The sequence below is a fragment of the Rhodococcus sp. BP-349 genome (assembly GCF_019835845.1).
Taxonomy (GTDB): domain Bacteria; phylum Actinomycetota; class Actinomycetes; order Mycobacteriales; family Mycobacteriaceae; genus Rhodococcoides.
In genome coordinates, this window is sequence record NZ_JABUDR010000001.1 from 1,174,717 (window position 1) to 1,197,709 (window position 22,993).

Here is a 22,993-nt window from a genome sequence, read left to right on the forward strand (position 1 = left end):
ACCGTCACGGGCTGAGGGTCACCGCCCAGGAGTGCGGCCGGAGTTCGTCCTGCACTCCGTCGGCCGCGGCGACGATCTCCCCGGCCGGCCGCTGCACGGGTGCGTCGCCGAGATTCGCCGTCAACACGAGCGTCGTCGTGCCGTCCGTCGCGGTGAGGGTGATGGCGGTGTTCTCGAGACCGGACACCTCTGCACGAGCACGATGAAGCCACGCGAACCGTCGTCGCATCGCGATCAGAGCCTGGTGGCGCCGGTAGTGCGGCCATCCGTACGGAGCCAGATCGTCGGGCGTCGCCGGGAACTCGGGCCGGATGGCGTCGTCGCCGCCCACCCTCTCCTCCTTGATGCCGCGGAATCCCTGTTCGTCGCCGTAGTACACCGTCGGCGTCCCCGCCACGAAGAAGAGCAGTGCGGCCGCGATGTCGGCGTCGTCGTCGTCGAGGGTGGACGCGATCCGGGTGACGTCGTGGTTCCCGACGAACGTCGCCGGAACGAACGTGGGCAGCAGCTCGTCGTGACGCCCCAGTGCGTGAGCGAACTCGAAGAAGTTCGCGTCCTTCAAGGCGCTCCACGTCGCCTTCCACAACTCGTACTGGGTGATCGAGTCGAGCCCGGACTCCCGCACGTACGACGCGTAGTCCCCATGGATCATCTCGCCGACGATCCACGCATCCGGATGCGATTCCCGAACTCGGGGGAGCACGGTCGCCCAGAAGGCGGGCGAGACGGCGTACGCCGCGTCGAGCCGCCACCCGTCGACACCGTGGTCCAGCCAGTGCGTCATGACCTGCGCGACGTGCTCCTGCACCGCCGGCTCGTCGTGATTCAACTCGACCAGGAGATCGTGGCCCTCGAACGTGCGCGGCCGGCCGTCCTTCCACCGGAACCAGCGGCCCGCGTCCGAGTCGGGACCGTCCTGTTCCGCACGGACGAACTGCGGGTGACTCCTGCCGACGTGGTTGAAGACCCCGTCGAGCAGGACTCGGATGCCCTTGGCGCGTGCCGCGCCGATGAGCGCATCCATGTCGCTCTCGGTCCCCAGACGGGAGTCGATGCGAAGGTGGTCGACGGTGTCGTACCCGTGGGTCTCCGATGCGAACACCGGGCCGAGTGCGAGGCCGTTGCACCCGAGCTCGAGCAGGTAGTCGAACCACCCCTCGATCCGGTCCAGTCGGTGCTCGGTACGGTCCACCGCCTCGGCCTCTGCGCCCACGAAACCGAGGGGGTACACCTGCCAGAAGATGACGTGATCGACCCAGTCCTGCATCGCTTCTCCCCCTTTTCACCGGTCTCGACGAGGGTTCGCCGAGCGACGGTCTGCTTGTCGAATCGCACAATTCGATTCCGGTCGCGTAGTGACTGTCACTATGAGTGACTGACGTCGGCGGACGACCGTTCGTCACCATCGTGCCAAAGGAGCCCCCGTGTCCTCTGATCTGACCGACCTGTTCCAGAACCTCGCCGGCATCGTCGGCGCACTCGGATCCATCGTCGACGGCTTGTCCTTCTTCAGCTGATCCGAGGTACCTGTGGGGCGGACTCCCGACGAGTGTGCCCCACGGGTATGTCCGGATCGGGACGGGTGGCGCCGTTCCGTCGATCCTGGTGACAATGGTCGTTCCGGGCGTCAATGTTGCAGATGATGCAACGATCGGCTCGTGAGTCGGTTCCTGTCACCGAATCGCGATAATTTCTGGGTTGCGAGCCATTCTTTTGTGTGGATTACTTAACACCGCGGGCACACAGCCCACCAACCTCACAAAGGGAGAACACCATGGACCTCACTCAGATCATCGAGACCCTCGGCGCGATCGCCAAGATCTTCGGCGGCTCGGGCGACTTCCTCGAGGGCTTGAGCTTCTTCAGCTGAGCTCCACTCGACTCGTGATGCCGGGCCCACCCTCGCGGTGGGCCCGGCATCGCTGTCTCCGCACCCCTTCTCTCTACGATCGGTGACCATGGCGTCCCTCACCTCCGCGACCGCGGCCGGCCTCTGCTCCTTCGTCGACGCGTCCCCGTCGCCGTTCCACGTCGTCGAGACGGTGGTCTCGGAACTGACGGCACACGGGTTCACCGCCGTTGCGGAGACGGACGCGTGGCCCTCCGAGCCCGGCCGGTACCTGGTCGTCCGCGGTGGTTCGATCATCGCGTGGTCCACCGAACGCGCGCCCGACGCGACGTTCCGCATCGTGGGCGGGCACACCGACAGCCCCAACCTCCGCGTGAAGCAGAACCCCGACCTCGACGTAGCCGGCTGGCAGATGGTCGCGCTCGAGCCGTACGGCGGCGCATGGCTCAACTCGTGGCTCGACCGGGATCTCGGGATCTCCGGCCGTCTCGGTGTGCGTGACGGCGGATCCGTCCGTGAGGTACTCGTGCGCGTCGACCGGTCCATCCTGCGCGTACCCCAACTGGCGATCCATCTGTCCGAGGATCGCAAGGGTGTGCACCTCGATCCGCAGAACAACGTCAATGCGATCTGGGGCGTCGGACGATCTCCCCACTCGTTCATCGGGTTCCTCGCCGACGAGGTCGGGGTCGACCCCGGCGACGTGCTCGGCTGGGAGCTGATGACCCACGACCTGAATCCCGCTGCAGTGGTGGGTCTCTCGGACGATCTGGTCAGCTCGCCCCGCCTGGACAACCAGGGCACCTGCTACGCCGGAACCGAAGCGCTGGTCGTCGCGGCGGCGCAAGCCGACGACTGCATTCCCGTGCTCGCACTCTTCGACCACGAGGAGGTGGGCAGCATGTCGGACCGCGGTGCCTTCTCCGACCTGATGAACACGGTGCTCGAACGCATCGTGCTCGCCCGCGGCGGTGGCCGCGAGGAGTTCCTGCGCGCGATGGCCGGGTCGATCCACGCGTCGGGCGACATGGCCCACGCCACCCACCCCAACTACGTCTCCCGGCACGAGCCCGCGCACCGCATCGAGGTCAACGGCGGCCCGGTGCTCAAGGTCAACCAGAACCTGCGCTACGCCACCGACGCCGCCGGTGCCGCGGCCTTCGCGTTGGCCTGCGAGCGCGCGGACGTTCCACTACAGCGCTACGTCCACCGGGCCGACCTTCCGTGCGGTTCCACCATCGGCCCCATCACCGCCTCCCGTACAGGCCTGTCCACCGTCGACGTGGGTGCACCCCAACTGGCCATGCACTCGGCCCGCGAGTTGATGGGTGCTCACGACGTCGACATGTACGCCGACGCCTTGGCTGCGTTCCTGGGGGCGTAGTCGCGGGGGTCGGCTGCGCCGGGCGCCGGGTTGCGCCGGGCGCTGCGCGCGGCGGTCTGCGCAGGTTGCACACTGCGCGCATGGTCGGGCGCTGCGCGCGGCGGCGGGGGGCTGCACCCTCGATAGTGCTGAGCACCCTCGATCGGCAGTGCGCGACGGCAATTGCAGTGCGCGCCAGAAGTTCGGCGCTGCGCGCGGCGGTCAGCGCACTTTGCAACCTGCGCGCATGGGCGGGCGCTGCGCGCGGCGGCGGTGGGCACCCTCGACGTTCGCTCCCGCCGCCCCGGACGAGTTCGCCGGACAGCTCACCATCGGATCGAAGTGGCAGGACAGCGAGAACATCACTGTGCTCGTCGAGTCGGTCGGAGGTCCTGCTTCCGCTGTAGTCGGTGACTGCCCGTGATGAGTCCCGGCGCCGTCTACGGTCACTCCTGCAGGACGATCGGCGATCGGCGCCGGTTCTTCACGAGGGCGGTACACGATGCGTGCGGTGACGGCAGGGCTCTTCCACTCGGTGGACGGTGTGGTCGAAGCTCCCGACCAGTGGCAGTTCGACAGCTTCGACGACGAACTCGGCCAGTCCATGGGCGGATTCATGAGCAGGACCACCACCGCCGTCATGGGTCGGGTCGCCTACGAGTCGTGGTCGGAACACTTCGGCAACGCGGGGGCGGACGACCCCTTCGCCGGCTTCATCAATCCGGTGGAGAAGTTCGTCGCCTCACGCACGCTCACCGGAGATCTCGCATGGCAGAACTCGACGCTCATCGACGGCGATCCGGTGGAGTTCGTGCGTCGACTCAAGCAGACCGACGGTGGCGACATCGCGCTGGTGGGTGGCGTCTCTCTGGTGCGCCAGCTGTTCCTGGCCGGTGTACTCGACACCCTGACCCTGATGACGCACCCCGTCGTCGTGGGCAAGGGCCGGCACCTGTTCGAGCCCGGCGACCCGTTGACCCGCCTGGTGCTGAAGAACGCCACCATCACCAGTGAGGGCAACGCCGTGCTCGATTACGGCATCCGCACCGAGTAGGGAGCGGGCAGGCCGGAGGCCGGTCGGAGAGAACTCGGCGATGCACATAGAATGACCTCGACATTCTGCCGAGGGAAGGACCCCATCCACCGTGTCTGTCGAGTCCACTCCTCAGGTCGACGCCCTCCCCACCCCTCCGGTCGACACCGTCTCCGCTGCGGCCGAGTCGCCCGACGTCGCTCAGCCGTGGGCGGAGCTGGGTCTGAAGGAGGACGAGTACGCCCGCATCCGGGAGATCCTCGGCCGCCGCCCGACGGATGCCGAGTTGGCGATGTACTCGGTGATGTGGAGCGAGCACTGCTCGTACAAGTCGTCGAAGGTGCACCTGAAGTACTTCGGTGAGACGACGACGGACGAGATGCGGTCGGGAATGCTCGCCGGTATCGGTGAGAACGCGGGCGTGGTCGACGTCGGCGACGGCTGGGCGGTCACCTTCAAGGTGGAGAGCCACAACCATCCGTCGTACATCGAGCCCTACCAGGGTGCGGCCACCGGCGTCGGCGGCATCGTGCGCGACATCATGGCCATGGGTGCTCGTCCGATCGCGGTGATGGACCAGTTGCGTTTCGGTGCGGCTGATGCGCCGGACACGCGCCGGGTGCTCGAGGGCATCGTGCGCGGCGTCGGCGGTTACGGAAACTCGCTCGGCCTTCCGAACGTGGGTGGCGAGACGGTGTTCGACGCGTCCTACGCCGGCAACCCGCTCCTCAATGCGCTGTGCGCCGGTGTGATGCGCACGGAGGACCTCCACCTGGCATTCGCGTCGGGCTCGGGCAACAAGATCATCCTGTTCGGTGCCCGTACGGGCCTCGACGGGATCGGCGGCGTGTCGGTGCTGGCGTCCGAGACGTTCGACGAGAAGCAGGGCCGACGCAAGCTCCCCGCGGTGCAGGTGGGCGACCCGTTCACCGAGAAGGTGCTCATCGAGTGCTGCCTCGAGCTGTATCAGCAGAAGCTCGTCGTCGGCATCCAGGATCTCGGCGGTGCCGGATTGTCCTGCGCCACATCGGAGCTCGCATCCGCGGGCGATGGCGGCATGCACATCGCGCTGGATCGGGTTCCGTTGCGGGCCACCGGGATGACGCCCGCCGAGGTGCTCTCGAGCGAGTCGCAGGAACGTATGTGCGCCGTCGTGTCTCCCGAGAACGTCGACGCCTTCATGGCTGTCTGCGCGAAGTGGGACGTGTTGGCGACGGACATCGGTGAGGTCACCGACGGCGACAACCTCCAGATCACCTGGCACGGTGACACTGTCGTGGACGTTCCGCCGAAGACGGTGGCGCACGACGGCCCCGTCTACGAGCGCCCGGTGCAGCGGCCCGCGTCGCAGGACGCTCTGGTCGCGAACACGACCGAGGGACTGCCGCGTCCGACGACGGGTGTGGAGTTGCGCGAGACGCTCCTGACGATGATCTCGTCGCCGCAGCTGTGCAGCCGTCGCCTGATCACCGAGCAGTACGACCGCTATGTCCGCGGCAACACGGTTCTGGCGGAGCACGCCGACGCCGGCGTCATCCGCATCGACGAGAAGACCGGTCGCGGAATCGCTCTCGCGACCGATGCGTCCGGTCGCTACACGGCGCTGGACCCGTACCGGGGCGCGCAACTCGCTCTCGCGGAAGCGTTCCGCAACGTCGCGACGACGGGCGCCACACCCAAGGCCGTGACGAACTGCCTGAACTTCGGCTCGCCGGAGGATCCGGGTGTCATGTGGCAGTTCCAGCAGGCCGTGCGAGGTCTGGCGGACGGCTGTGTGCAACTGGGCATTCCGGTCACCGGCGGCAACGTCAGCTTCTACAACCAGACCGGATCGACGCCGATCCTGCCCACGCCCGTGGTCGGCGTGCTCGGTGTGCTCGACGACGTCCATCGCCGGATCCCGACAGGGATCGGCCTGGAACCGGGCGAGACCCTGATCCTGCTGGGGGAGACCCACGACGAGCTGGACGGGTCCATCTGGTCGCAGGTCGTGCACGACCATCTCGGCGGGGTTCCGCCGAAGGTCGACCTGGCTCGCGAGCAGTTGCTGGCGGACATCCTCACCGCGTCGAGCCGCGACGGTCTGGTCACCGCAGCGCACGACCTGTCCGAGGGCGGACTCGCGCAGACGGTCGTCGAGGTCGCGCTGACCGGTGAAACCGGGTGCCGCATCTTGCCGCCGGAGGGAACAGATCCCTTCGTCACCTTGTTCTCGGAGTCGTCCGGGCGGGTACTCGTTGCAGTCCCTCGGACCGAGGAGACCAGGTTCACGGGGATGTGCAGTGCAAGGGGGATGCCATGGGTGCGTATCGGGGTGGCCGACGAAGGGTCGGACGAGGTGGAGTTCCAGGGGCTGTTCAGTGTCCCGCTGACCGAACTCCGCGAGGCGTACGAGGGGACGCTCCCGGCGCTCTTCGGCTGACCGACCTGGTACCGATACGGCCGGCCTCCGGCCTACCCGGCCCGGTACCGATACGGCCGGCCTCCGGCCTACCCGGCTCCGTCCGATGACCGACACCGATACTCGGTCGTCGGACGAACTGCAGCGCCCCCACAGTTTCGAGGAACTGCCGGCGTACGTCCTGAGCTCGGCGACCCGCACGGTGCGCAAGCACCCGGCGTGGGTGTGGGCATGGGGTCTGCTGCGGCTCGACGTCACCGGGATCGCCTTCGGTGCTCTGTTCTTCTGCTGGTCGCTGACGCCGTCTCTGCTGCCACGCGGCTGGCTGTTCCAGGGCATCGTCAGCGGCATCACCGCGGCCATCGGGTACGGGGTGGGCGTCGCCGTCGGCTGGATTCTCCTGCGCACGGTGCTCCGTCAACAGCCGTGGTGGCCGCTGCCGATCCGTGTGGAGCGCGCACTCCTGGTCGCTGTCCCGGTGATCGCGACCGTCGCCGGCGCGGTCATGCTGTACGCCTCCGCGGACTGGCAGCGTCAACTCGCCGCGCTCATGGGCGCCGAGGGGCTCACGTCCACGGGATTCATCCGCACCGGCATCATCAGTTTCGCGGTGTGCGCCGCGCTCATCGGCCTCTGGCGGGTCATCCGTGACATCCGACGCTTCGTGGTGCGCTCGATTCTGCGTCTGATCCGACTCCCGCAGTGGGTGGCCAACCTCGTGGGGTTCCTCCTCGTCGTGACGGTGCTCGTCACACTGGTGCAGGGTGTGCTGTTGCGCGGCACCATGACCGTCGCCAACTCGGTCTTCAGCACTCAGAACAGCAACACGCGTGAGGGTGCCGAACAGCCGACGGTGCCCGAGCGTTCCGGTGGTACCGGCTCGCTCGTCGGCTGGGACACACTGGGATTCGAGGGCAGGAACTTCGTCTCGGGTGGATTGTCGGCCGACGAGATGACCCGAGCGACGGGCCGCACGGGCACGGAGGCGATCCGCGCGTACGTGGGACTCGAGAGCGCGGAGACGGACGAGGAGCGCATGGATCTCCTGGTACGCGAACTCGATCGAACCGATGCGTTCTCCCGCAAGGCCATCGTCGTCATCCCGACCACGGGAACGGGGTGGGTCAATCCCACCGCCGCCCGGGCCGTGGAGTTGATGTACGACGGGGATGTCGCGCTCGTGGCGTCCCAGTACTCGTACCTTCCGAGTTGGATCTCCTTCCTCGCCGATCGCGAGAAGGCGGCGGCCGCGGGGAAGTTGCTCATCGACACCGTGCACCAGCGATGGGAGCAGGAGCCCGAGGCGACCAGGCCCACGTTCTACGTGTACGGAGAGAGTCTCGGAACCCAGGCCGGCGAAGGCGCGTTCGCGGACATCGCCGACATCCGGGACACCGTCGACGGAGTGCTGTGGGTGGGCCCGCCGAACTCCAATCGCATCTGGGACACCTACGTCAGCCGACGCGATCCGGGAACCACCGAGGTGGAACCCGTCTACGCCGGCGGACTGCTGATGCGGTTCGCCGACAGCACCCGGGACGTCGAGGCACTGAGCGGGGACTGGCCCTATCCGCGCGTGCTGTACATCCAGCACCCGTCCGACCCCATCGTGTGGTGGACGCCGGATCTGATCTTCCAGCGTCCGGATTGGCTCGCCGAGCCGCCCGGGTACGACCGACTGCCCAGCATGCGGTGGTTCCCGTTCGTCACCTTCTGGCAGGTGAGTGCCGACCTCACGAACGCGGCCGGCGTGCCGGACGGGCACGGCCACAACTACGGGACGACGGTGCTCGACGGCTTCGCCGCTGTGGCCGCCCCCGACGGGTGGACGCAGGCCGACACCGAACGCATCCGCGTCGTCATGAACGAGTACGCCGACGCCGACGGTCCCGAGAAGTGACCGGACTGGCCCGATGGGTGCTGTTCGACATCCCCATCGGGACAGTCCTACCCGAGGAGTTCCTGTTCCGCGGCGTCGTCGACACCGTGGCCACTGCCGTGGTGGGTCCGCGCGCCGCACTCGTGTTCGGCTCCACGGCATTCGGGGTCTGGCACTGGTACGACTCGGGCAGGTCGATGCCCGTCGTCCTGTTCACCGGGGCGGCCGGTGCGCTGTTCGTCGAGTCGAAGCGGCAAACCGGCACCATTCTCACGCCCATGGCACTGCACTGGGCCGCCAACTCGGTCGGTGCGATCGCATCGACGTGGTGGCGCTCTACTCGAGGTGACAGACCGCCTCGAGGTTGATGCCGTGCCTCAGTATCCACAACTCTCACGAATCGACGGGATCCCGTCGATCAGAGCGTCCTGTGGACGGTGAGGCACGGCCTGCGGGCCGTATCAGCGACGCACTGCCGACCGCCCGGTGAATGCCCGGGTGTACTGGGGCGGGTAGGGCACCGGATCGCCGAGTTCGGCCGCCGCGCGCTGAGCCCACACCGGGTTGCGCAGCAACTCGCGAGCGAGGAACACCGCGTCGGCGCGACCCGACGACACGAGCAGGTCGGCGTCGGCGGGATCAGTCACGAGCCCGACGGTCGCCGTCGGGATGCCCGTCTCGCGCACTCGCTCCGAGAACGGCACCTGGTAGCCGGGGCCCACGGGAATCGGAGCGTCGGCGGCGATGCCGCCGGTCGACACGTCGATCAGGTCTACGCCGTGATCTCGGAGCAGCGGGGCCAGTCGCACACTGTCCTCGATCGTCCACCCGGGTCGAGGGTCGTCCGTGTCGCCGGCGAGCCAGTCCGTCGCCGAGAGCCGGAAGAACAGCGGCCGGTCCTCCGGCCACGCGGCGCGCACCGCGTCCACCACCTCGAGGGCGAAGCGTGCCCGGGCGTCGAAGTCTCCGCCGTACTCGTCGGTCCGCGTGTTGGCATGTGGGGACAAGAACTGGTGGATCAGATAGCCGTGTGCACCGTGCAGTTCGAGGACGTCCACTCCCGCTCGTGCGGCGCGTGCGGCGGCCGCCGCGAAGTCCTCGACCACCTCGGCGATCTCCGTGGTGCTCAGCGACGAGGGCAGAGGGAGGGCTCCGAACGATTCCGGACTGGGACCGACTCGATCCCACAGAGTCTCGACGTGATGGGTGCCGTCCCACGACGGCCCCGACCACGGCCTGCCGGTGGCGGCCTTGCGTCCGGCGTGCACCAGTTGGACACCCAGTGCGGCGCCGTTGCCGCGGGCGAACCGCACGATGCGCTCGAGCGCGTGCTCCTGCACCGACGTCCACAGGCCCAGATCGAACTCGCTGCTCCGCCCGTCGGGAGAGACGGCGGTGGCCTCCATCATGGCCAGACCCACGCCGCCGACGATGCGGGCGGCGAGGTGCTGGAAGTGCCAATCGGTGGCCGCGCCGACGGCGGGACCGGACGGTTCGGCGGCGAACTGCATCATCGGCGACATCCAGATCCGGTTGCGCATCGTTCTCCCGCGCAGGGTCAGCGGCTCGAACAGTGCGCTCACGACGACACCGCCACCGAGGCTGCAGCCGACTGCTCTGTGCTGCGACGCGATCCGCCCAGGAACGCGAGTCCGTTGTCGTGCAGCGCGCGACGGTCCACACCGGCCGACTCGAGGAAGGCCGAGGGCGCCGATTCCGCCATGTCGAAGGGGTAGTCGGTACCGCACAGGACGTGATCGCTCGACGCGTGTTCTCGCAGCAGCGTCAAGGCGGCCACGTCGTGAGTCACGGTGTCGAACCAGCACTGCCGGAACGCGTCCCGAGGGTGCGTGTCGGTGTGGTGGACGTCCGGCCGCGCTCCCCATGCGTGGCTCCAGCGACCCAGGAGCGCCGGCGCGCACCCGCCGCCGTGCACGAAACACACTCGCAGCGAGGGCAGTTCGTCCAGGACACCACCCAGCACGACGCCGGCGACGGCGGTCGCCGTCTCGACGGGGTTGCCGATGAGGTTGGCCAGGTAGAGCGAGCTCCACTCCGGGCGGGGCAGCTGCATCGGGTGCACCAGAACCGCCAGGTCGAGCCGCGCCGCGGAGCGCAGGATGTCGCGCAGGACACCGGTGTCGAGCGAGGTGCTGCCCACCAGCGGCGGGATCGCGACGCCGGACACCACGCCCTCGGAGGCGAGGCGTGTCATCTCCCTCGTCGCCGCGTCCGCATCGTCGAGACGCACGAGGCCCAGGCCGGCGAGTCGACCACCGGAGTTCGCGACCAGACCCGCGAGTTCGACGTTGAAGCTGCCGATGTAGTCGTCCGCACCCGAGTCGGACGTCGTCGGGAAGGCGAACGGCGGGGGTGACAACGCGCGGACCCCGATGCCCTGCGCATCCATGTCGGCGTAGACGGCATCGACGTCGCTCATGGCCTCGGTGGCGATCGACAGCGGGAGATCTCCGAGATGCAGACGCCCCTCCCGATCCTGCATCGGTGCGAACGGCGATCCGGGCGGTAGGCCGAAGTGCGAGGCGGGCAGCCAGTGCGCGTGGACGTCCACGAGGTCGATGCCGGTCACGAGGTCACCACCGGCAGAGCGTCGTTGGCGGAATCGAGGTGCTCGACCGTGGTGAAGACGAGCGGTGTGTCGCCGACGTTCTCGATGTCGTGCAACAGGTATTCGCCCGGTCCGAAGGTGAAGTGGCGCGTCTCGCCGGCGTCGTAGGAGACGTCGCGAGTGGTCCCGTCGAAGGTGTGTTGGCGAGAGGTGCCCGCGTTCACGGCCGTCCAGAAGTAGTCGAGAACGTGGCGGTGCGCGTGCCACCGCTCACCCGGTGCGAGCCTGATCTCCCAGACCCGCACCCGGTCGGTGCTGCTCAGCAGGCGCGACCCCACGGCGCCGTCGAAGGCGTGAGACTCGAACTCCGCGCGGAGGTCCGGAGACCAGCCGTCGAAGTCGGTGCCGACGACGGTGCCGGCGAGAGGGAGGTCCTGGAGGAACGTGTTGGACATGACCGTGCCTTTCATATTGTGGGGGAGGGGACTAGCGGCCGGGGCCGTACAGGCCGAAGCGGAGGTCCGGATCCCCGGGCGTCCAGGTGTTGCTGAACTGGGACCGCTCGCCCATCGCCTGGACTCGGGCGAGCAGGGCGCTGCTCAGTTCGAGCTGCCCCGGTTCCCACTTCTCGAGTGCCTCCGCGATGTTCCCGGCAGCGGAGGTGAGTGCGTCGGCGAGCGCCCACGAATCGGCAGCGGCCTTGGCGGTTCCGGCGGCGGCGTGAGGGCGTGCGGCACAGGCTGCGTCGCCGATGAGGGCGACGCGTCCGGACGCCATCCGGTTCACCCGCGAGTCCCACACCACCTGGATGAATGGCTCCTCGGTCGCGGTGACGACCTCGGCGGCGGCCGGTGACAGACTGCGCCGCGCGGTCTCCCGCATCTCGTCGACGTAGCGATCCTGCACCTGGCCGGGATGTACGGACACCTTGCCGACGAATCCGCGCTTGTCGGTGAGCATCTCGGTGAGATCCGGGCCCTCCGCCACGTTGCGGTACCAGACGTAGTTCATGAGGCGGTCGCCCACCTGAGTGCCTCGCGCGCTCGGGATCGGATACATCGTGATCTGCGAGTGAGGGATCACGTCGTACGTGATCGCGTCGTGCAGCAGGTCCGCGGTGCGGGTGGACAGCACCCGCTCGTCGACGGTGCCGCGCCATCCGATGTACCCCGAGTACTCCATCGTCACGTCGGGGTCGATCCGCAGACGGTTGGCGGAGGTGACTCCGTCGGCGATGACGACCAGGTCGGCTCGTTCGCGCCGGCCGCTGACGAATCGCACGTCGACATGATCGTCGGTCTGGTCGAAGCCGCAGGCGAATTCACCGAGGTGGTAGTGCTCGCGTCCGAAGTCCGAGAGTAGTGCGCGGTAGAACGTGCCCCACGAGGTGTGGGACCACGCACGCTCGTCCCGGTGCACGATCTCGTCGTCGGATCCGAGGTACTGGACCCAGCGAGTCGTCGTACTGACGTCCTCGGGGCGCTGGGTGCTGCGCTCGCGGAACCACCGCAGGGTGTCGGGCTGGAGGACGATGCCACCGCCGCGCCCGTCGAGATCCGAGGGGGTGCGTTCGAAGACGTCGACCTCGAAACCGAGGTCGCGCAACAGGAGTGCGGAGGTGAGGCCCCCGATGGAGCCGCCGATGACGACGGCGCGGGCTCCCTGGTAGTGGTTCATGCGGACGTTCCCTTCATGATCGGTGCGGAGGTCGCCTCGGGGGCGGACTCGGTCGGTGTGTCGGTGGGGAGTGCGGCGCCACGGGTCTCGGGTGCGAACCACAGGCCGACGAGGGCGATGACACCCGTCGCGGCGAGCACGGCCGTTGCTGTTCCGAGGTCTCCGCCGAACCAGGAGGTGGCGATGACGCCGGCCACGAGCGGGCCGGCCGCGGTGATGTAACGACCGATGCTGTTCGCCAACGCGATTCCCGATGCCCGCATGCTGGGCGAGAACATCTCGGGTCCGTAGACGAAGTTGCCGGAGAGGGCTCCGAACAGTCCGAATCCGACGAGGGGGATGACGAGCAGGTAGGTCGTGTAGCTGTGCTCGAACGGGAAGAGGTACGCGATGCTCACGGCGGAGCACACGAAGCTCACCATGAACGCCTTGCGGCGGCCGATGGCGTCCGCCAGGAACCCCCAGGTCGCGTAGCCGATGATGCCGCCGGCGTTGAACAGCATGGAGGTGATGGCGACCCGGTGGTTGGCGACGTCGGCCGACAGCGACTCGGCGGTGGCCATCGTGCGGATGATCTGCGGATACCACGTCGAGACGCTCCAGAAGGCGAGCAGCGACCCGGTGGCCAGCGCGGTGCAGATGAGCGTGGCACGCAGGTGCGGCGGGGAGAGGAGCCGCTTCAACACGAACTGGTCCTCCGGGCGGGTGGACGACTGCCGCTTGCGCTCCTTGCGGGTGGCGATGACGGTGGTGATCTCCTCGGGCTCCGGGACGTAGCGACGCAGGAACCACACGAGGAAGGCGGGGACGACGGCCAGGACGAGCATGAACCGCCAGCCGTGGGTGCCGAGAAGTCCGTATGCCAGTGCGGCGATGAAGAACCCGCCGGCGTAGCCGGACATCATCACGCCGCAGGCGCGAGCCCGGTACTTGTTACGCCACACCTCGGCGACCAGCGCGGCGCCCACAGGAGCCTCGACGCCCGATCCGAGGCCGGCGATGAAGCGCAGGACGCCGAGTTGCCACCAGGTGTCGGCGAAGGCGGCCAGGGCGGTGAAGACGGCGTAGGTGACGATGCCGATGGACAGCACACGCACTCGGCCGAAGTAGTCGGCCAGGACGCCGAACAGGATGCCGCCCGTGGCCCATCCCGCCAGGAACAGCGCGACGGTCAGACCGCCGTAGAGTCCGATGTGATCGGCATCGACCGTCAGTCCCGAGTTCGGGAGCAGTTCGGTCATCGCCGGTCCGAGCACCAACGCGTAGAGGCTGCCGGCGAAGCCGTCCAGCGCCCATCCCATCGTGGTGCCCAGCAGTACGAGCCACTGGACGCGCGTGATCTGCGTTCTCCAGCCCGGCTCCGTGGCAGTGGTGTCGTGCACGGTGTGTTCTCCTCTGTGCGTGGGGTTGTGGTCGACAGGCCGGGTGCTCAATTGAGCCGTCCGGGGGTGTCGGAGCCGTACCAGTCGACGTCGGACTCGGCGATGCGGACCACGACGGTCTTGATCCAGGTGAAGTCGTCGAAGGACTCGGTGCCGGCGTCCTTGCCGGTGCCCGACTCCTTGGTGCCGCCCCAGGGGAGGGACGGCTCGAGGCGGTGGTGGTCGTTGATCCAGACCATGCCCGACTCGAGTGCGTCCGCGACGCGGTGCGCGCGGGCGAGGTCGCGGGTCCAGACGGCTGCTCCGAGCCCGAACCTGTTGTCGTTGGCCATCTCCACGGCCTGCGCCTCGGTGTCGAACGGCACCACCACGGCCACCGGCCCGAAGATCTCCTCCTGCGAGACCCGCATGGAATTGGTCGCGTCGGCGAAGACGGTGGGGCGAAGGAAGAATCCGCCCTGCAGTGCGTCCGGCAGCTCCGGCACGCCGCCTCCCGCGACCAGTCGTGCGCCGTCCTGGTGTCCGATGTCGATGTAGGACAACACCTTCTGACGCTGCACGGCACTGATCAGGGGACCCATCTGGGTGCTGGTGTCGGCGGGATCGCCCAGCCGGATGGCGTCGGCGCGAGCCGCGAGTGCCTCGACGAACCGGTCGTACACTCCTCGCTGGACGAGGAACCGGGCGCCGGCGACGCATGACTGACCGGACGCGACGAAGGCGGCGAACGCCGCGCCCTCCGCGGCGACGACGGGGTCCTGGTCGTCGAACACGACGACGGGGGTCTTGCCGCCCAATTCTGCCGTGATGCGGGCGAATCGGCCCGCTGTCGCGACGGCCGCGGACCGGCCGGCCTCCGTGCCACCGGTCAGGGTGATCTTCGCGACATCGGGATGCTGGGTGAGCCGGATGCCGGCCTCGCGTCCGCCGGTGACGACGTTGACGACGCCGTCCGGCACGCCGGCCTCGGAGACGATGCGCGCGATGGCGAGCGTCGTGAGGGGAGTGAGTTCCGACGGCTTGATCACGACGGTGTTGCCGGTGGCGAGGGCCGCCGACAGGCTACGCGCGAGGATGAGCGCCGGGTGGTTGAACGGAGTGATGATGCCGCACACGCCGAGCGGGGTGCGTCGCTGATAGGTGAGGTACGGGCCGTCGCTGGGCAGGACACCGTCGCGCTGGGCGGCGAGCAGGCCCGCGTTGTAGCGGAACCACTCCGGCACGCGGGACAGCTGGGCGCGCGTCTCGGTGATGGGCCGACCGTTGTTGCGGGTCTCGAGCGTGAACAGCTCCTCGGACGCGTCCTCGATGGCATCCGCGGCGCGGAGCAGGATGCGAGCGCGCTCCGTGCGGGTGGTCCGCGGCCAGGGACCGTTCTCGAACGCGGTGCGCGCCGCGGCGACCGCGCGGTCCACGTCGACCGCGCCGCCGTCGGGAACCTCGGCGAAGGACGCGCCGGTGGCCGGATCGACCACGGCGAGAGTGTCGCCGGACTCGGACGGCATCGACTTGCCGTCGATGAACATCAGGTGCTCTGTCATGTCTTCTCGCTTCTCGTCGTGATGCAGTGCCTCGATGGAAGAAGTCTGCGATCTACGTCACGTTCGCGATATGTTCGTGGAGACACAAAGGGCGCCGTGCACTGTGGCGCGGGACATGGAGGGCCGCATGACCGAGCTGTCGGAGCTTCGACGGTGGATGGCCGGCATCCACGACGTCACAGCGGCTGTCGCGTCCGACGACCCGCCGTCCGTCGTGCTGGACACCATCGCCGGGATCGCGGTCGCCCTGATGGACTACGACTTCTGCGGAGTTTTCCTGTCCGACGACGTCGGCAGCATGTTGACCATCGAGGGATCGCACGGGTTGTCTGCCGATTACATCGCCCGGATCAACGCGGACCGTCCGGTGCGACTCGATCAGGACCCCTCCGTGGAGGCGCCGTCGAGCAGGGCGTTCCGGACGGGTGAGCCCGTCGCGATCGACGACATCGTCGCCGCACCGAACTTCGGGCCGTGGGGCGGCGTGGCGCGGGAGCAGGGATACCGCTCGATGGTGTCGGTCCCGCTCATCGGATCGACGGGAGCGGCGATCGGAACTCTGAACTGCTACCGGCGCGGCGTACACGTGTTCGACGACAACGAGATTCAGCTCCTCAGCATGCTCGCGACCCAGGCATCCATCTCGGTCACGATCACGCGCCTGCGCGCCGAGGAGGCGCAGCGCACCTCGGACCTGCGGACGCTCAACGCCGAACTGCAGCGTCGACGGACCCTGCTCGAGAAGTCCGAGGAGATCCACCGGCGCCTGACCACCATCGCGTCACGAGGTGGTGGGGTCGACGGCATCGCGACGGCACTCTCGGTGCTGGTCGGCCGGTCGGTCACCATCGAGGACGTGCACGGCGGGGTGCTCGCACAGTCCTCGCGCGGGCCGCAGTCGACGTCCGCTCATCGGGAGGACGTTCTGCTGTCGGGGGAGCGGGTGGCCTGCCTTGTCGTGGAGGGGGATCCGGCCACCCTGTCGACGCTCGACCGCCGTGCCGTCGAGCACACTGCCGTCGTCGCCGCGTTGGAGCTGCTCCGTGCGCGCACCGCGGAGGACGTGCAGTGGCGACTGCAGGGCGAGGTGGTCGGTGACCTGCTCGGTGACGACCCGGTGGCAGCGGCGTCCGCTGTCGAGCGCGCGGACCGGCTGGGCCACGACCTGACGGCACCGCACGTCGTTGCCGTGATCGACCTGCCGTCGACCGGTGACGTCGACGCGTCGCTGTCGCGCGCGGTGCGATCGATCGCGGCCCGCGCGGGAGCCGGTCCGCTGGTGGCCGCGCATCAGCACCGTGCGGTGGTGCTGTGGCCGGTGAGTGCAGGGATGCCGATGGACGCGGTGGTCGCGCAGATCGACCGCGTGCGCGCCGGCACGGTCGCCGAGGGCCCGGTCACCGCGGTGGTGGGGTCGCCGTGCACGGAGGTGGCCGACTACCGGGCGGCCCACCGCGCGGTGCGAGGAGCCGTGCGGCTGATGATCCTGTGGGACCGTACCGGCGCCACCGTGTCACTCGACCAGCTCGGCGTTCCGGGGTTGCTGCTGCAGTTGAACGACCCGGACCAGGTGGCGCGCTACGCGGATCGCACGCTGGGTCCGGTGCGCGAGCACGACGCGTCGCGCGGCACCGACCTCGTCGGAACGCTCCGCGCGTATCTCGGCCACCGGCAACACGTCGGGGACACCGCCGCGGCCCTGCACGTGCACCCCAACACCGTCGGCCAGCGACTCCGCCGCGTTCAGACACTCACGGGGCTGGACCTGGCGAGACCGGACCACGCCATGGACGTCGCCATGGCGCTGACCCTCCGCGACATCGCCGCTCCGTGACCGTGAGGCACGGCTCGGGGCCCGCCGCGCTCGGTGGGACACTGAACGGCGTGGCACCCTCGAAACCCGTCGACCCGGCCGAGCTACGGAGCGCACTGCAGACCGTGTCTCCGTGGCTCGACGACCCCGACCTCCCGAAGCCGCCGCGCGCCGATCTCGCCGCCGCGGTGCGGCTCAGTGCGCGCACCATCGAGCAGACGGCGCCGGGCTCGAGTGTCGAGGTGCGCGTGCCGCCGTTCGTCGCGGTGCAGTGCATCGTCGGGCCCCGTCACACCCGAGGCACGCCCCCCAACGTCGTCGAATGCGACCCGCGGACATGGCTGTTGTTGGTGACGGGGCGCGTGGCGTTCCACGACGCCGTGCGCGGAGCGGGCGTCACGGCCTCGGGCGGCCGCGCCGGCGAGGTGGCGCACTGGCTTCCGCTCGTGCGAATCTGACTCTCACCGCCAGGGCTGCACCGGCGGCTTCACCCACAGGATCTTCTCGCCCGAGTGCGCTCGGCCGGCCGCGTCGTGATCGGGGTGATCGCGCGCCCACTCGGCCTTCTCGCGCAACAGCGTCGAGACCACTGTCCATGTCTCGTCGGAGCTGGGCGGGTTGATGTCCGCGGCCCGGGCCACCTTGCGTCGGACGTCCGCAGCCATCGCCGCGAGATCGTCTGCAGAGATGTCGCGGTCCCACAGATACCGCGCGAGAGCGACGGCCTTGTCGCGCCGGGACTTCTCGGCCGCGTCGGAGTGGCTGTAGAAGTTCTTCTCGGCCACTACCAGCCCCAGCTCCCGGCGATGCCCTTGAACGGTCCGACGACGTCGCGGGTGATCCACCCCGCGTAGAAGCCGCCCTCCTGCGGGCGTGCCACCTCGCCGTCGAGCTCGCACGTCAGGGACACGGGAGAGAAGGAGAGCGCGCCGGCGATCGGTGCGAAGGACGGGGTGGGGTTCTCGTAGCTCCAGCCGCCGGCCTCCAGCACGGCGCCGTCGTCGCCCACGATGTCCCAGTAGGTGGCGGATCCCTTCCATTCGCACATCGTCGATCGCGCACTCGAGCGCCGCAGTCGGCTCTCGTCGACGTCGGCCCGCGGGATGTACCAGGTGGGCGGATGGCTGGTCTCCAGGACGCGGTGGGCCGCGTGACTGTCGGCGACGATCACGTCGCCGAAGCGCACCACGAGATGCTTCGGGGACGCCTCGAGGGCCGGCGGACGCGGGTAGTCCCACACCGATTCCTGCCCCTCGCCGGGCTGTTCGGGGGTGACGCCGTACGGAAGTCTGCTGGCCATGTCTCCATCATGGCACCGCGCCGCGAGTCGTGGATCACAGCTCACCGCGGTATCGGTGCCTGCCGACGGCTTGTTGATCGCGGGGTTGCCCGTAGACTCCCCGAGTGTGCGTGCAGCGTGGCCTGCACCCCACCCCTCCCGGCTTCTAGGAGAGCGCGTCGTGACTCGTGACCCCTCGGTCCACAGCCCGAATCTGCTCGATGACACATCCGGTCCGGAACTGGACATCAACGAGAACGAGCCGCGGGAGGAATGCGGCGTCTTCGGTGTGTGGGCCCCCGGCGAGGACGTCGCGAAGATGACGTACTACGGCCTCTACGCGCTGCAGCACCGCGGTCAGGAGGCCGCCGGCATCGCCGTGGCCGACGGGTCCCAGGTGCTGGTGTTCAAGGACCTCGGTCTGGTGAGCCAGGTGTTCGACGAGCAGACTCTCGGCGCCATGAGCGGCCACATCGCCATCGGGCACTGCCGGTACTCCACCACCGGATCGACGACGTGGGAGAACGCGCAGCCCATCTTCCGCACCACCGCGGCCGGCAGCGGCATCGCCCTGGGCCACAACGGCAACCTCGTGAACACGGCCGAGTTGTCGGAGCGGGCACGCGACGCCGGCATCATGGGCCGCCCGCGCGGGACCGGTGCGACCTCCGACTCGGACATCGTGGGCGCACTGCTGGCGCACGGCGCCGCGGACAGCACCATCGAGCAGGCGGCCATGGAACTGCTGCCGACGCTGAAGGGTGCCTTCTGCCTCACGTTCATGGACGAGCACACCCTCTACGCGGCGCGTGACCCCCACGGTGTGCGCCCGTTGTCCCTGGGTCGTCTCGACCGCGGCTGGGTCGTGGCCTCGGAGACCGCCGCCCTCGACATCGTCGGCGCCTCGTTCGTCCGCGACATCGAGCCGGGCGAGCTGCTCGCCATCGACGCGGACGGTGTGCGATCCTCCCGCTTCGCCGCGCCCGAGCCCAAGGGCTGCATCTTCGAGTACGTCTACCTCGCGCGCCCCGACAGCGTCATCGGTGGCCGGTCGGTCCACTCGACCCGCGTCGAGATCGGCCGCCGCCTGGCCGAGGAGCACCCCGCCGAGGGCGATCTGGTGATCCCGGTCCCGGAGTCGGGAACGCCCGCCGCCGTCGGCTACGCGCAGGGTTCGGGCATCCCGTACGGCCAGGGCCTGATGAAGAACGCCTACGTCGGACGCACGTTCATCCAGCCGTCGCAGACCATCCGTCAGCTCGGCATCCGCCTGAAGCTCAACCCTCTCCGCGAGGTCATCCGGGGCAAGCGCCTCATCGTGGTGGACGACTCGATCGTCCGCGGCAACACGCAGCGGGCCCTGGTGCGCATGCTGCGCGAGGCGGGCGCGCTCGAGATCCACGTGCGCATCGCGTCGCCGCCGGTCCGCTGGCCCTGCTTCTACGGCATCGACTTCGCCTCGCCCGCGGAACTGATCGCCAACGGCATGGACTCCGAGGACGGCATGCTCGAGGGTGTGCGCCAGGCCATCGGCGCCGATTCGCTGGGCTACATCTCGATCGAGGGCATGATCGCCGCCTCCGAGCAGCCCGCGACGCGGCTGTGCTCCGCCTGCTTCGACGGCAAGTACCCCATCGAGCTCCCCAAGGAGACCGCCATGGGCAAGAACGTCCTCGAGGGCATGTTGGCGACCGCAGCGGGCATCGCGATGCCCGCTGCCGTCGACAACGTGAGCGCTCTCTCGCGCCCCTGACACCCAGATGCTGATCCGGCTCGCGATCGCCGAGGCGATCGCGGCGGGAACGATCCGGGTGCAGTACCGGCGCTGGGCGAAGCGGCGCGTCAAGGCGGGTACGTGGATCCACACGTCGGCCGGTGTCGTCGTCGTGGACTCGATCACCGAGTGCGACCCCGAGTCGCTCACGGACGACGATGCCCGCGCGGCGGGAGAGCCCTCGATCTCGGCCTTGCGCAAGGGGTTTCGGGGCGTCGACGGTGATCCCGTCTGGCGGGTCGAGGTGTCGTTCGGTGGCGGGGAGGCCGGAGGCCGGCCGGATCGGGGCGGGGAGGCCGGAGGCCGGTCGGATCGGGGCGAGGACCCGCGAGTGAGGCTGCGTGCGGACGACGATCTGTCCGACGACGACGTCGCCATGGTGACCACGAAGCTCGATCGCATGGACGAGCGTGCCGACGCGCCGTGGGCCTGGCGCACCCTCGAGCTGATCCGGGAGCGCCCGGCGGTGCTGGCGGCGGACCTCGGCGCCGTGCTGGGACTCGAACGCGACGTGTTCAAGCCGCGCGTGCGCAGGCTGAAGGCGCTGGGTCTGACCGAGAGTCTGAAGGTGGGATATCGGCTGTCTCCGCGGGGCGAAAAGCTGTTGGACATCAGGCGGTCGGACAGGTAAGTACCGGTCATGTTAAAAATTTCGTGTGGTTCGACACATGAACGACATGCGCACTCGGTAACGTGCCGTTCACCGCAAGGCCCGAGCAACACCCGGAACGACCCGGCCGGACGGGGCGCGACGCGCGCCTCCGACACCGCGGGCCCAGACTCACGAAGGACATCCACACCATGAGCGTGCCCTCCCGAGGACGCACGGCGCGGCGCACCGCAGCCGTGTCCATCCTGTCCGTCGCGGCTCTCACCGCGGCAGCGTGCGGCTCCGGCCGCACCGACGACGGCGGCGGCGCAGGCGGTGAGGGCGGCGGTGAGGCGCTCGTCGTCGGCACCACCGACCAGGTCTACTCGCTCGATCCTGCAGCCTCGTACGACAACGGCTCGTTCACGATCATGAACCAGGTCTATCCGTTCCTGATGAACTACGCCCCGGGCAGCGACGAACTGCAGCCCGACGCCGCCGAGAGCTGCGAGTTCAGTCAGCCGACGGTCTACACCTGCACGCTGAAGGACGACCTGACCTTCGCCAACGGCCACGCGCTGACCAGCGAGGACGTCAAGTTCTCGTTCGATCGCATCGTGTCCATCAACGATCCCAACGGCCCGTCCTCGCTGCTGGCCAACCTGGACTCGGTGGCCGCGCCGGACGACAAGACCGTCGAGTTCACGCTGAAGGCCGCGAACGACCAGACCTTCCCCCAGGTGCTCGCCACCAACACCGGGCCCATCATCGACTCCGAGGTCTTCCCGGCCGACTCGATCATGGACGACAACGCGGTCGTGGCGGCCAAGCCCTTCGCCGGCCCCTACTCGATCGACAGCTACGAGAAGAACTCCCTCGTCAGCTTCTCCGCCGCGCCGGACTACAAGGGCGTGCTGGGCGAGCCCAAGACCGGATCGGTCACCCTGCGCACTTACACCAGCGCGGACAACCTCAAGCTCGACATGCAGAACAAGTCCATCGACGTCGCGTGGCGTTCGCTGACCCCGACCGACATCGAGTCGCTCGACCAGGTGGACGGCCTCACCGTCCACGAGGGCCCCGGCGGCGAGCTCCGCTACATCGTCTTCAACCAGAACACGATGCCCGGCGGCACCCCCGAGCAGAAGCTCGCGATCCGCAAGGCCATGGCCGCCTCGGTGGACCGTGACGCACTGTCGGAGAACGTCTACAAGGGCACGTTCACGCCGGCCTGGTCTGTGGTGCCCAGTGGCCTCGAGGGCGCGAACACCGCGTTCAAGGACATCTACGGCGAGGCCCCGAACAAGGACGAGGCAGCGAAGTTCCTGTCCGACGCCGGTGTGCAGACCCCGGTCGCGGTCAACCTGCAGTACAACCCCGATCACTACGGTTCCTCGTCGTCGGAGGAGTACGCGGCAGTCAAGGCGCAGCTCGAGAGCTCGGGCCTGTTCACGGTGAACCTGCAGTCCACCGAGTGGAACACCTACAACAAGGAGCGCGTCGCGGACACGTACCCCGTGTACCAGCTCGGTTGGTTCCCGGACTTCCCGGACGCGGACAACTACCTGACGCCGTTCTTCGCACCGGACAACTTCCTGCAGAACCATTTCGAGAACCCCGAGATCACGGCGCTGATCGACTCCGAGCGGACCGAGACCGACCCGGCTCGCCGCTCCGAGATCATCGGTGAGATCCAGACGCGGATGGCGCAGGACTTCGTGTCCACGCTGCCGCTCCTCGAGGGCAAGCAGATCGCGATCTCGACGGACGAGGTCCAGGGTGTCGACGAGACCCTCGACGCCTCGTTCAAGTTCCGCTTCACCCCGCTCACGAAGGGCTGATCC

20 protein-coding genes are annotated in these 22,993 nt (G+C 68.7%); 11 read left to right on the forward strand and 9 right to left on the reverse strand.

Features of this window, described 5'->3' with window-relative positions:
• Window positions 1-4: 4 nt before the first annotated feature.
• Window positions 5-1,267 (reverse strand): alpha-amylase family protein, encoded by a 1,263-nt coding sequence (locus HQ325_RS05520; protein WP_222627125.1) that lies wholly within the window; start codon window positions 1,265-1,267, stop codon window positions 5-7.
• A gap of 691 nt (window positions 1,268-1,958) precedes the next feature.
• Here HQ325_RS05520 and HQ325_RS05525 point away from each other — a divergent pair.
• The 6 genes from HQ325_RS05525 (at window position 1,959) to HQ325_RS05550 (ending at window position 8,893) form a co-directional block, all read left to right on the forward strand.
• Window positions 1,959-3,233: a M18 family aminopeptidase gene (locus HQ325_RS05525; protein ID WP_222627127.1), complete on the forward strand. Its 1,275-nt coding sequence runs from the start codon at window positions 1,959-1,961 to the stop codon at window positions 3,231-3,233.
• 148 nt (window positions 3,234-3,381) lie between these two features.
• On the forward strand, window positions 3,382-3,636 hold the full coding sequence (locus HQ325_RS22960) for a hypothetical protein (RefSeq protein WP_222629224.1): 255 nt from the start codon (window positions 3,382-3,384) through the stop codon (window positions 3,634-3,636).
• An 87-nt stretch (window positions 3,637-3,723) separates the two neighbouring features.
• Window positions 3,724-4,266, forward strand: coding sequence for a dihydrofolate reductase family protein (locus HQ325_RS05535; protein WP_222627130.1), 543 nt, complete (start codon window positions 3,724-3,726; stop codon window positions 4,264-4,266).
• Window positions 4,267-4,357: 91 nt separating this feature from the next.
• Window positions 4,358-6,667 carry a phosphoribosylformylglycinamidine synthase subunit PurL gene (gene purL / locus HQ325_RS05540; protein WP_222627132.1) on the forward strand — a complete coding sequence of 770 codons (2,310 nt, stop codon included), beginning with the start codon at window positions 4,358-4,360 and terminating at the stop codon, window positions 6,665-6,667.
• An 85-nt stretch (window positions 6,668-6,752) separates the two neighbouring features.
• Window positions 6,753-8,546, forward strand: coding sequence for an alpha/beta-hydrolase family protein (locus HQ325_RS05545; RefSeq protein WP_222627134.1), 1,794 nt, complete (start codon window positions 6,753-6,755; stop codon window positions 8,544-8,546).
• Window positions 8,543-8,893 (forward strand): CPBP family intramembrane glutamic endopeptidase, encoded by a 351-nt coding sequence (locus HQ325_RS05550; RefSeq protein ID WP_222627136.1) that lies wholly within the window; start codon window positions 8,543-8,545, stop codon window positions 8,891-8,893. The genes HQ325_RS05545 and HQ325_RS05550 overlap by 4 nt, the downstream gene beginning before the upstream one ends.
• A gap of 93 nt (window positions 8,894-8,986) precedes the next feature.
• Here the strand turns inward: HQ325_RS05550 and HQ325_RS05555 are convergent, their stop codons facing one another.
• The 6 genes from HQ325_RS05555 to HQ325_RS05580 are packed head-to-tail and all read right to left on the reverse strand — an operon-like array spanning window position 8,987 to window position 15,694.
• Window positions 8,987-10,108 carry an NADH:flavin oxidoreductase/NADH oxidase gene (locus tag HQ325_RS05555; protein WP_222627139.1) on the reverse strand — a complete coding sequence of 374 codons (1,122 nt, stop codon included), beginning with the start codon at window positions 10,106-10,108 and terminating at the stop codon, window positions 8,987-8,989.
• Window positions 10,105-11,115 carry an amidohydrolase family protein gene (locus tag HQ325_RS05560; protein WP_222627141.1) on the reverse strand — a complete coding sequence of 337 codons (1,011 nt, stop codon included), beginning with the start codon at window positions 11,113-11,115 and terminating at the stop codon, window positions 10,105-10,107. The genes HQ325_RS05555 and HQ325_RS05560 overlap by 4 nt, the downstream gene beginning before the upstream one ends.
• On the reverse strand, window positions 11,112-11,549 hold the full coding sequence (locus tag HQ325_RS05565) for a hypothetical protein (RefSeq protein ID WP_261777697.1): 438 nt from the start codon (window positions 11,547-11,549) through the stop codon (window positions 11,112-11,114). Before HQ325_RS05565 ends, HQ325_RS05560 begins: the two co-directional genes overlap by 4 nt.
• A 31-nt stretch (window positions 11,550-11,580) precedes the next feature.
• Complete coding sequence (locus tag HQ325_RS05570) at window positions 11,581-12,771, reverse strand: FAD binding domain-containing protein (protein WP_222627145.1); 1,191 nt, start codon at window positions 12,769-12,771, stop codon at window positions 11,581-11,583.
• Window positions 12,768-14,153, reverse strand: coding sequence for an MFS transporter (locus HQ325_RS05575; RefSeq protein ID WP_308014264.1), 1,386 nt, complete (start codon window positions 14,151-14,153; stop codon window positions 12,768-12,770). The genes HQ325_RS05570 and HQ325_RS05575 overlap by 4 nt, the downstream gene beginning before the upstream one ends.
• A gap of 47 nt (window positions 14,154-14,200) precedes the next feature.
• Window positions 14,201-15,694 carry an aldehyde dehydrogenase gene (locus HQ325_RS05580; RefSeq protein ID WP_222627147.1) on the reverse strand — a complete coding sequence of 498 codons (1,494 nt, stop codon included), beginning with the start codon at window positions 15,692-15,694 and terminating at the stop codon, window positions 14,201-14,203.
• Between the two features lie 127 nt (window positions 15,695-15,821).
• On the opposite strand from HQ325_RS05580, the gene HQ325_RS05585 reads away from it, so the two are divergent.
• Together HQ325_RS05585 and HQ325_RS05590 are read left to right on the forward strand one after the other, a co-directional pair.
• Window positions 15,822-17,528: a helix-turn-helix domain-containing protein gene (locus tag HQ325_RS05585; protein WP_222627149.1), complete on the forward strand. Its 1,707-nt coding sequence runs from the start codon at window positions 15,822-15,824 to the stop codon at window positions 17,526-17,528.
• Between the two features lie 50 nt (window positions 17,529-17,578).
• Complete coding sequence (locus tag HQ325_RS05590; RefSeq protein WP_222627151.1) at window positions 17,579-17,965, forward strand: sterol carrier family protein; 387 nt, start codon at window positions 17,579-17,581, stop codon at window positions 17,963-17,965.
• A gap of 3 nt (window positions 17,966-17,968) precedes the next feature.
• Here the strand turns inward: HQ325_RS05590 and HQ325_RS05595 are convergent, their stop codons facing one another.
• Entirely contained in the window at window positions 17,969-18,292 is a 324-nt protein-coding gene (locus tag HQ325_RS05595) for a hypothetical protein (RefSeq protein WP_222627153.1), read from the reverse strand.
• A complete protein-coding gene (locus tag HQ325_RS05600; protein WP_222627155.1) occupies window positions 18,292-18,807 on the reverse strand; it encodes a DUF427 domain-containing protein in 516 nt (171 codons plus the stop codon). The genes HQ325_RS05595 and HQ325_RS05600 overlap by 1 nt, the downstream gene beginning before the upstream one ends.
• A 160-nt stretch (window positions 18,808-18,967) precedes the next feature.
• Between HQ325_RS05600 and purF the strand changes: the two genes are divergently transcribed.
• From purF to HQ325_RS05615, 3 genes are all read left to right on the forward strand, one after another.
• Entirely contained in the window at window positions 18,968-20,539 is a 1,572-nt protein-coding gene (gene purF, locus HQ325_RS05605) for an amidophosphoribosyltransferase (RefSeq protein WP_056446723.1), read from the forward strand.
• A 7-nt stretch (window positions 20,540-20,546) separates the two neighbouring features.
• A complete protein-coding gene (locus tag HQ325_RS05610) occupies window positions 20,547-21,191 on the forward strand; it encodes an ASCH domain-containing protein (protein ID WP_222627157.1) in 645 nt (214 codons plus the stop codon).
• 170 nt (window positions 21,192-21,361) lie between these two features.
• Entirely contained in the window at window positions 21,362-22,990 is a 1,629-nt protein-coding gene (locus HQ325_RS05615) for an ABC transporter substrate-binding protein (RefSeq protein ID WP_222627159.1), read from the forward strand.
• The last annotated feature ends 3 nt before the right edge of the window (window positions 22,991-22,993 follow it).

Coding starts and splice junctions, on each gene's coding strand:
- HQ325_RS05610 (WP_222627157.1), top strand. CDS start 20,547: ATGCTGATCCGGCTCGCGATCGCCGAGGCGATCGCGGCGGGAACGATC.
- HQ325_RS05600 (WP_222627155.1), bottom strand. CDS start 18,807: ATGGCCAGCAGACTTCCGTACGGCGTCACCCCCGAACAGCCCGGCGAG.
- HQ325_RS05580 (WP_222627147.1), bottom strand. CDS start 15,694: ATGACAGAGCACCTGATGTTCATCGACGGCAAGTCGATGCCGTCCGAG.
- HQ325_RS05585 (WP_222627149.1), top strand. CDS start 15,822: ATGACCGAGCTGTCGGAGCTTCGACGGTGGATGGCCGGCATCCACGAC.
- HQ325_RS05615 (WP_222627159.1), top strand. CDS start 21,362: ATGAGCGTGCCCTCCCGAGGACGCACGGCGCGGCGCACCGCAGCCGTG.
- HQ325_RS05545 (WP_222627134.1), top strand. CDS start 6,753: ATGACCGACACCGATACTCGGTCGTCGGACGAACTGCAGCGCCCCCAC.
- HQ325_RS05570 (WP_222627145.1), bottom strand. CDS start 12,771: ATGAACCACTACCAGGGAGCCCGCGCCGTCGTCATCGGCGGCTCCATC.
- HQ325_RS05525 (WP_222627127.1), top strand. CDS start 1,959: ATGGCGTCCCTCACCTCCGCGACCGCGGCCGGCCTCTGCTCCTTCGTC.
- HQ325_RS05565 (WP_261777697.1), bottom strand. CDS start 11,549: ATGTCCAACACGTTCCTCCAGGACCTCCCTCTCGCCGGCACCGTCGTC.
- HQ325_RS05520 (WP_222627125.1), bottom strand. CDS start 1,267: ATGCAGGACTGGGTCGATCACGTCATCTTCTGGCAGGTGTACCCCCTC.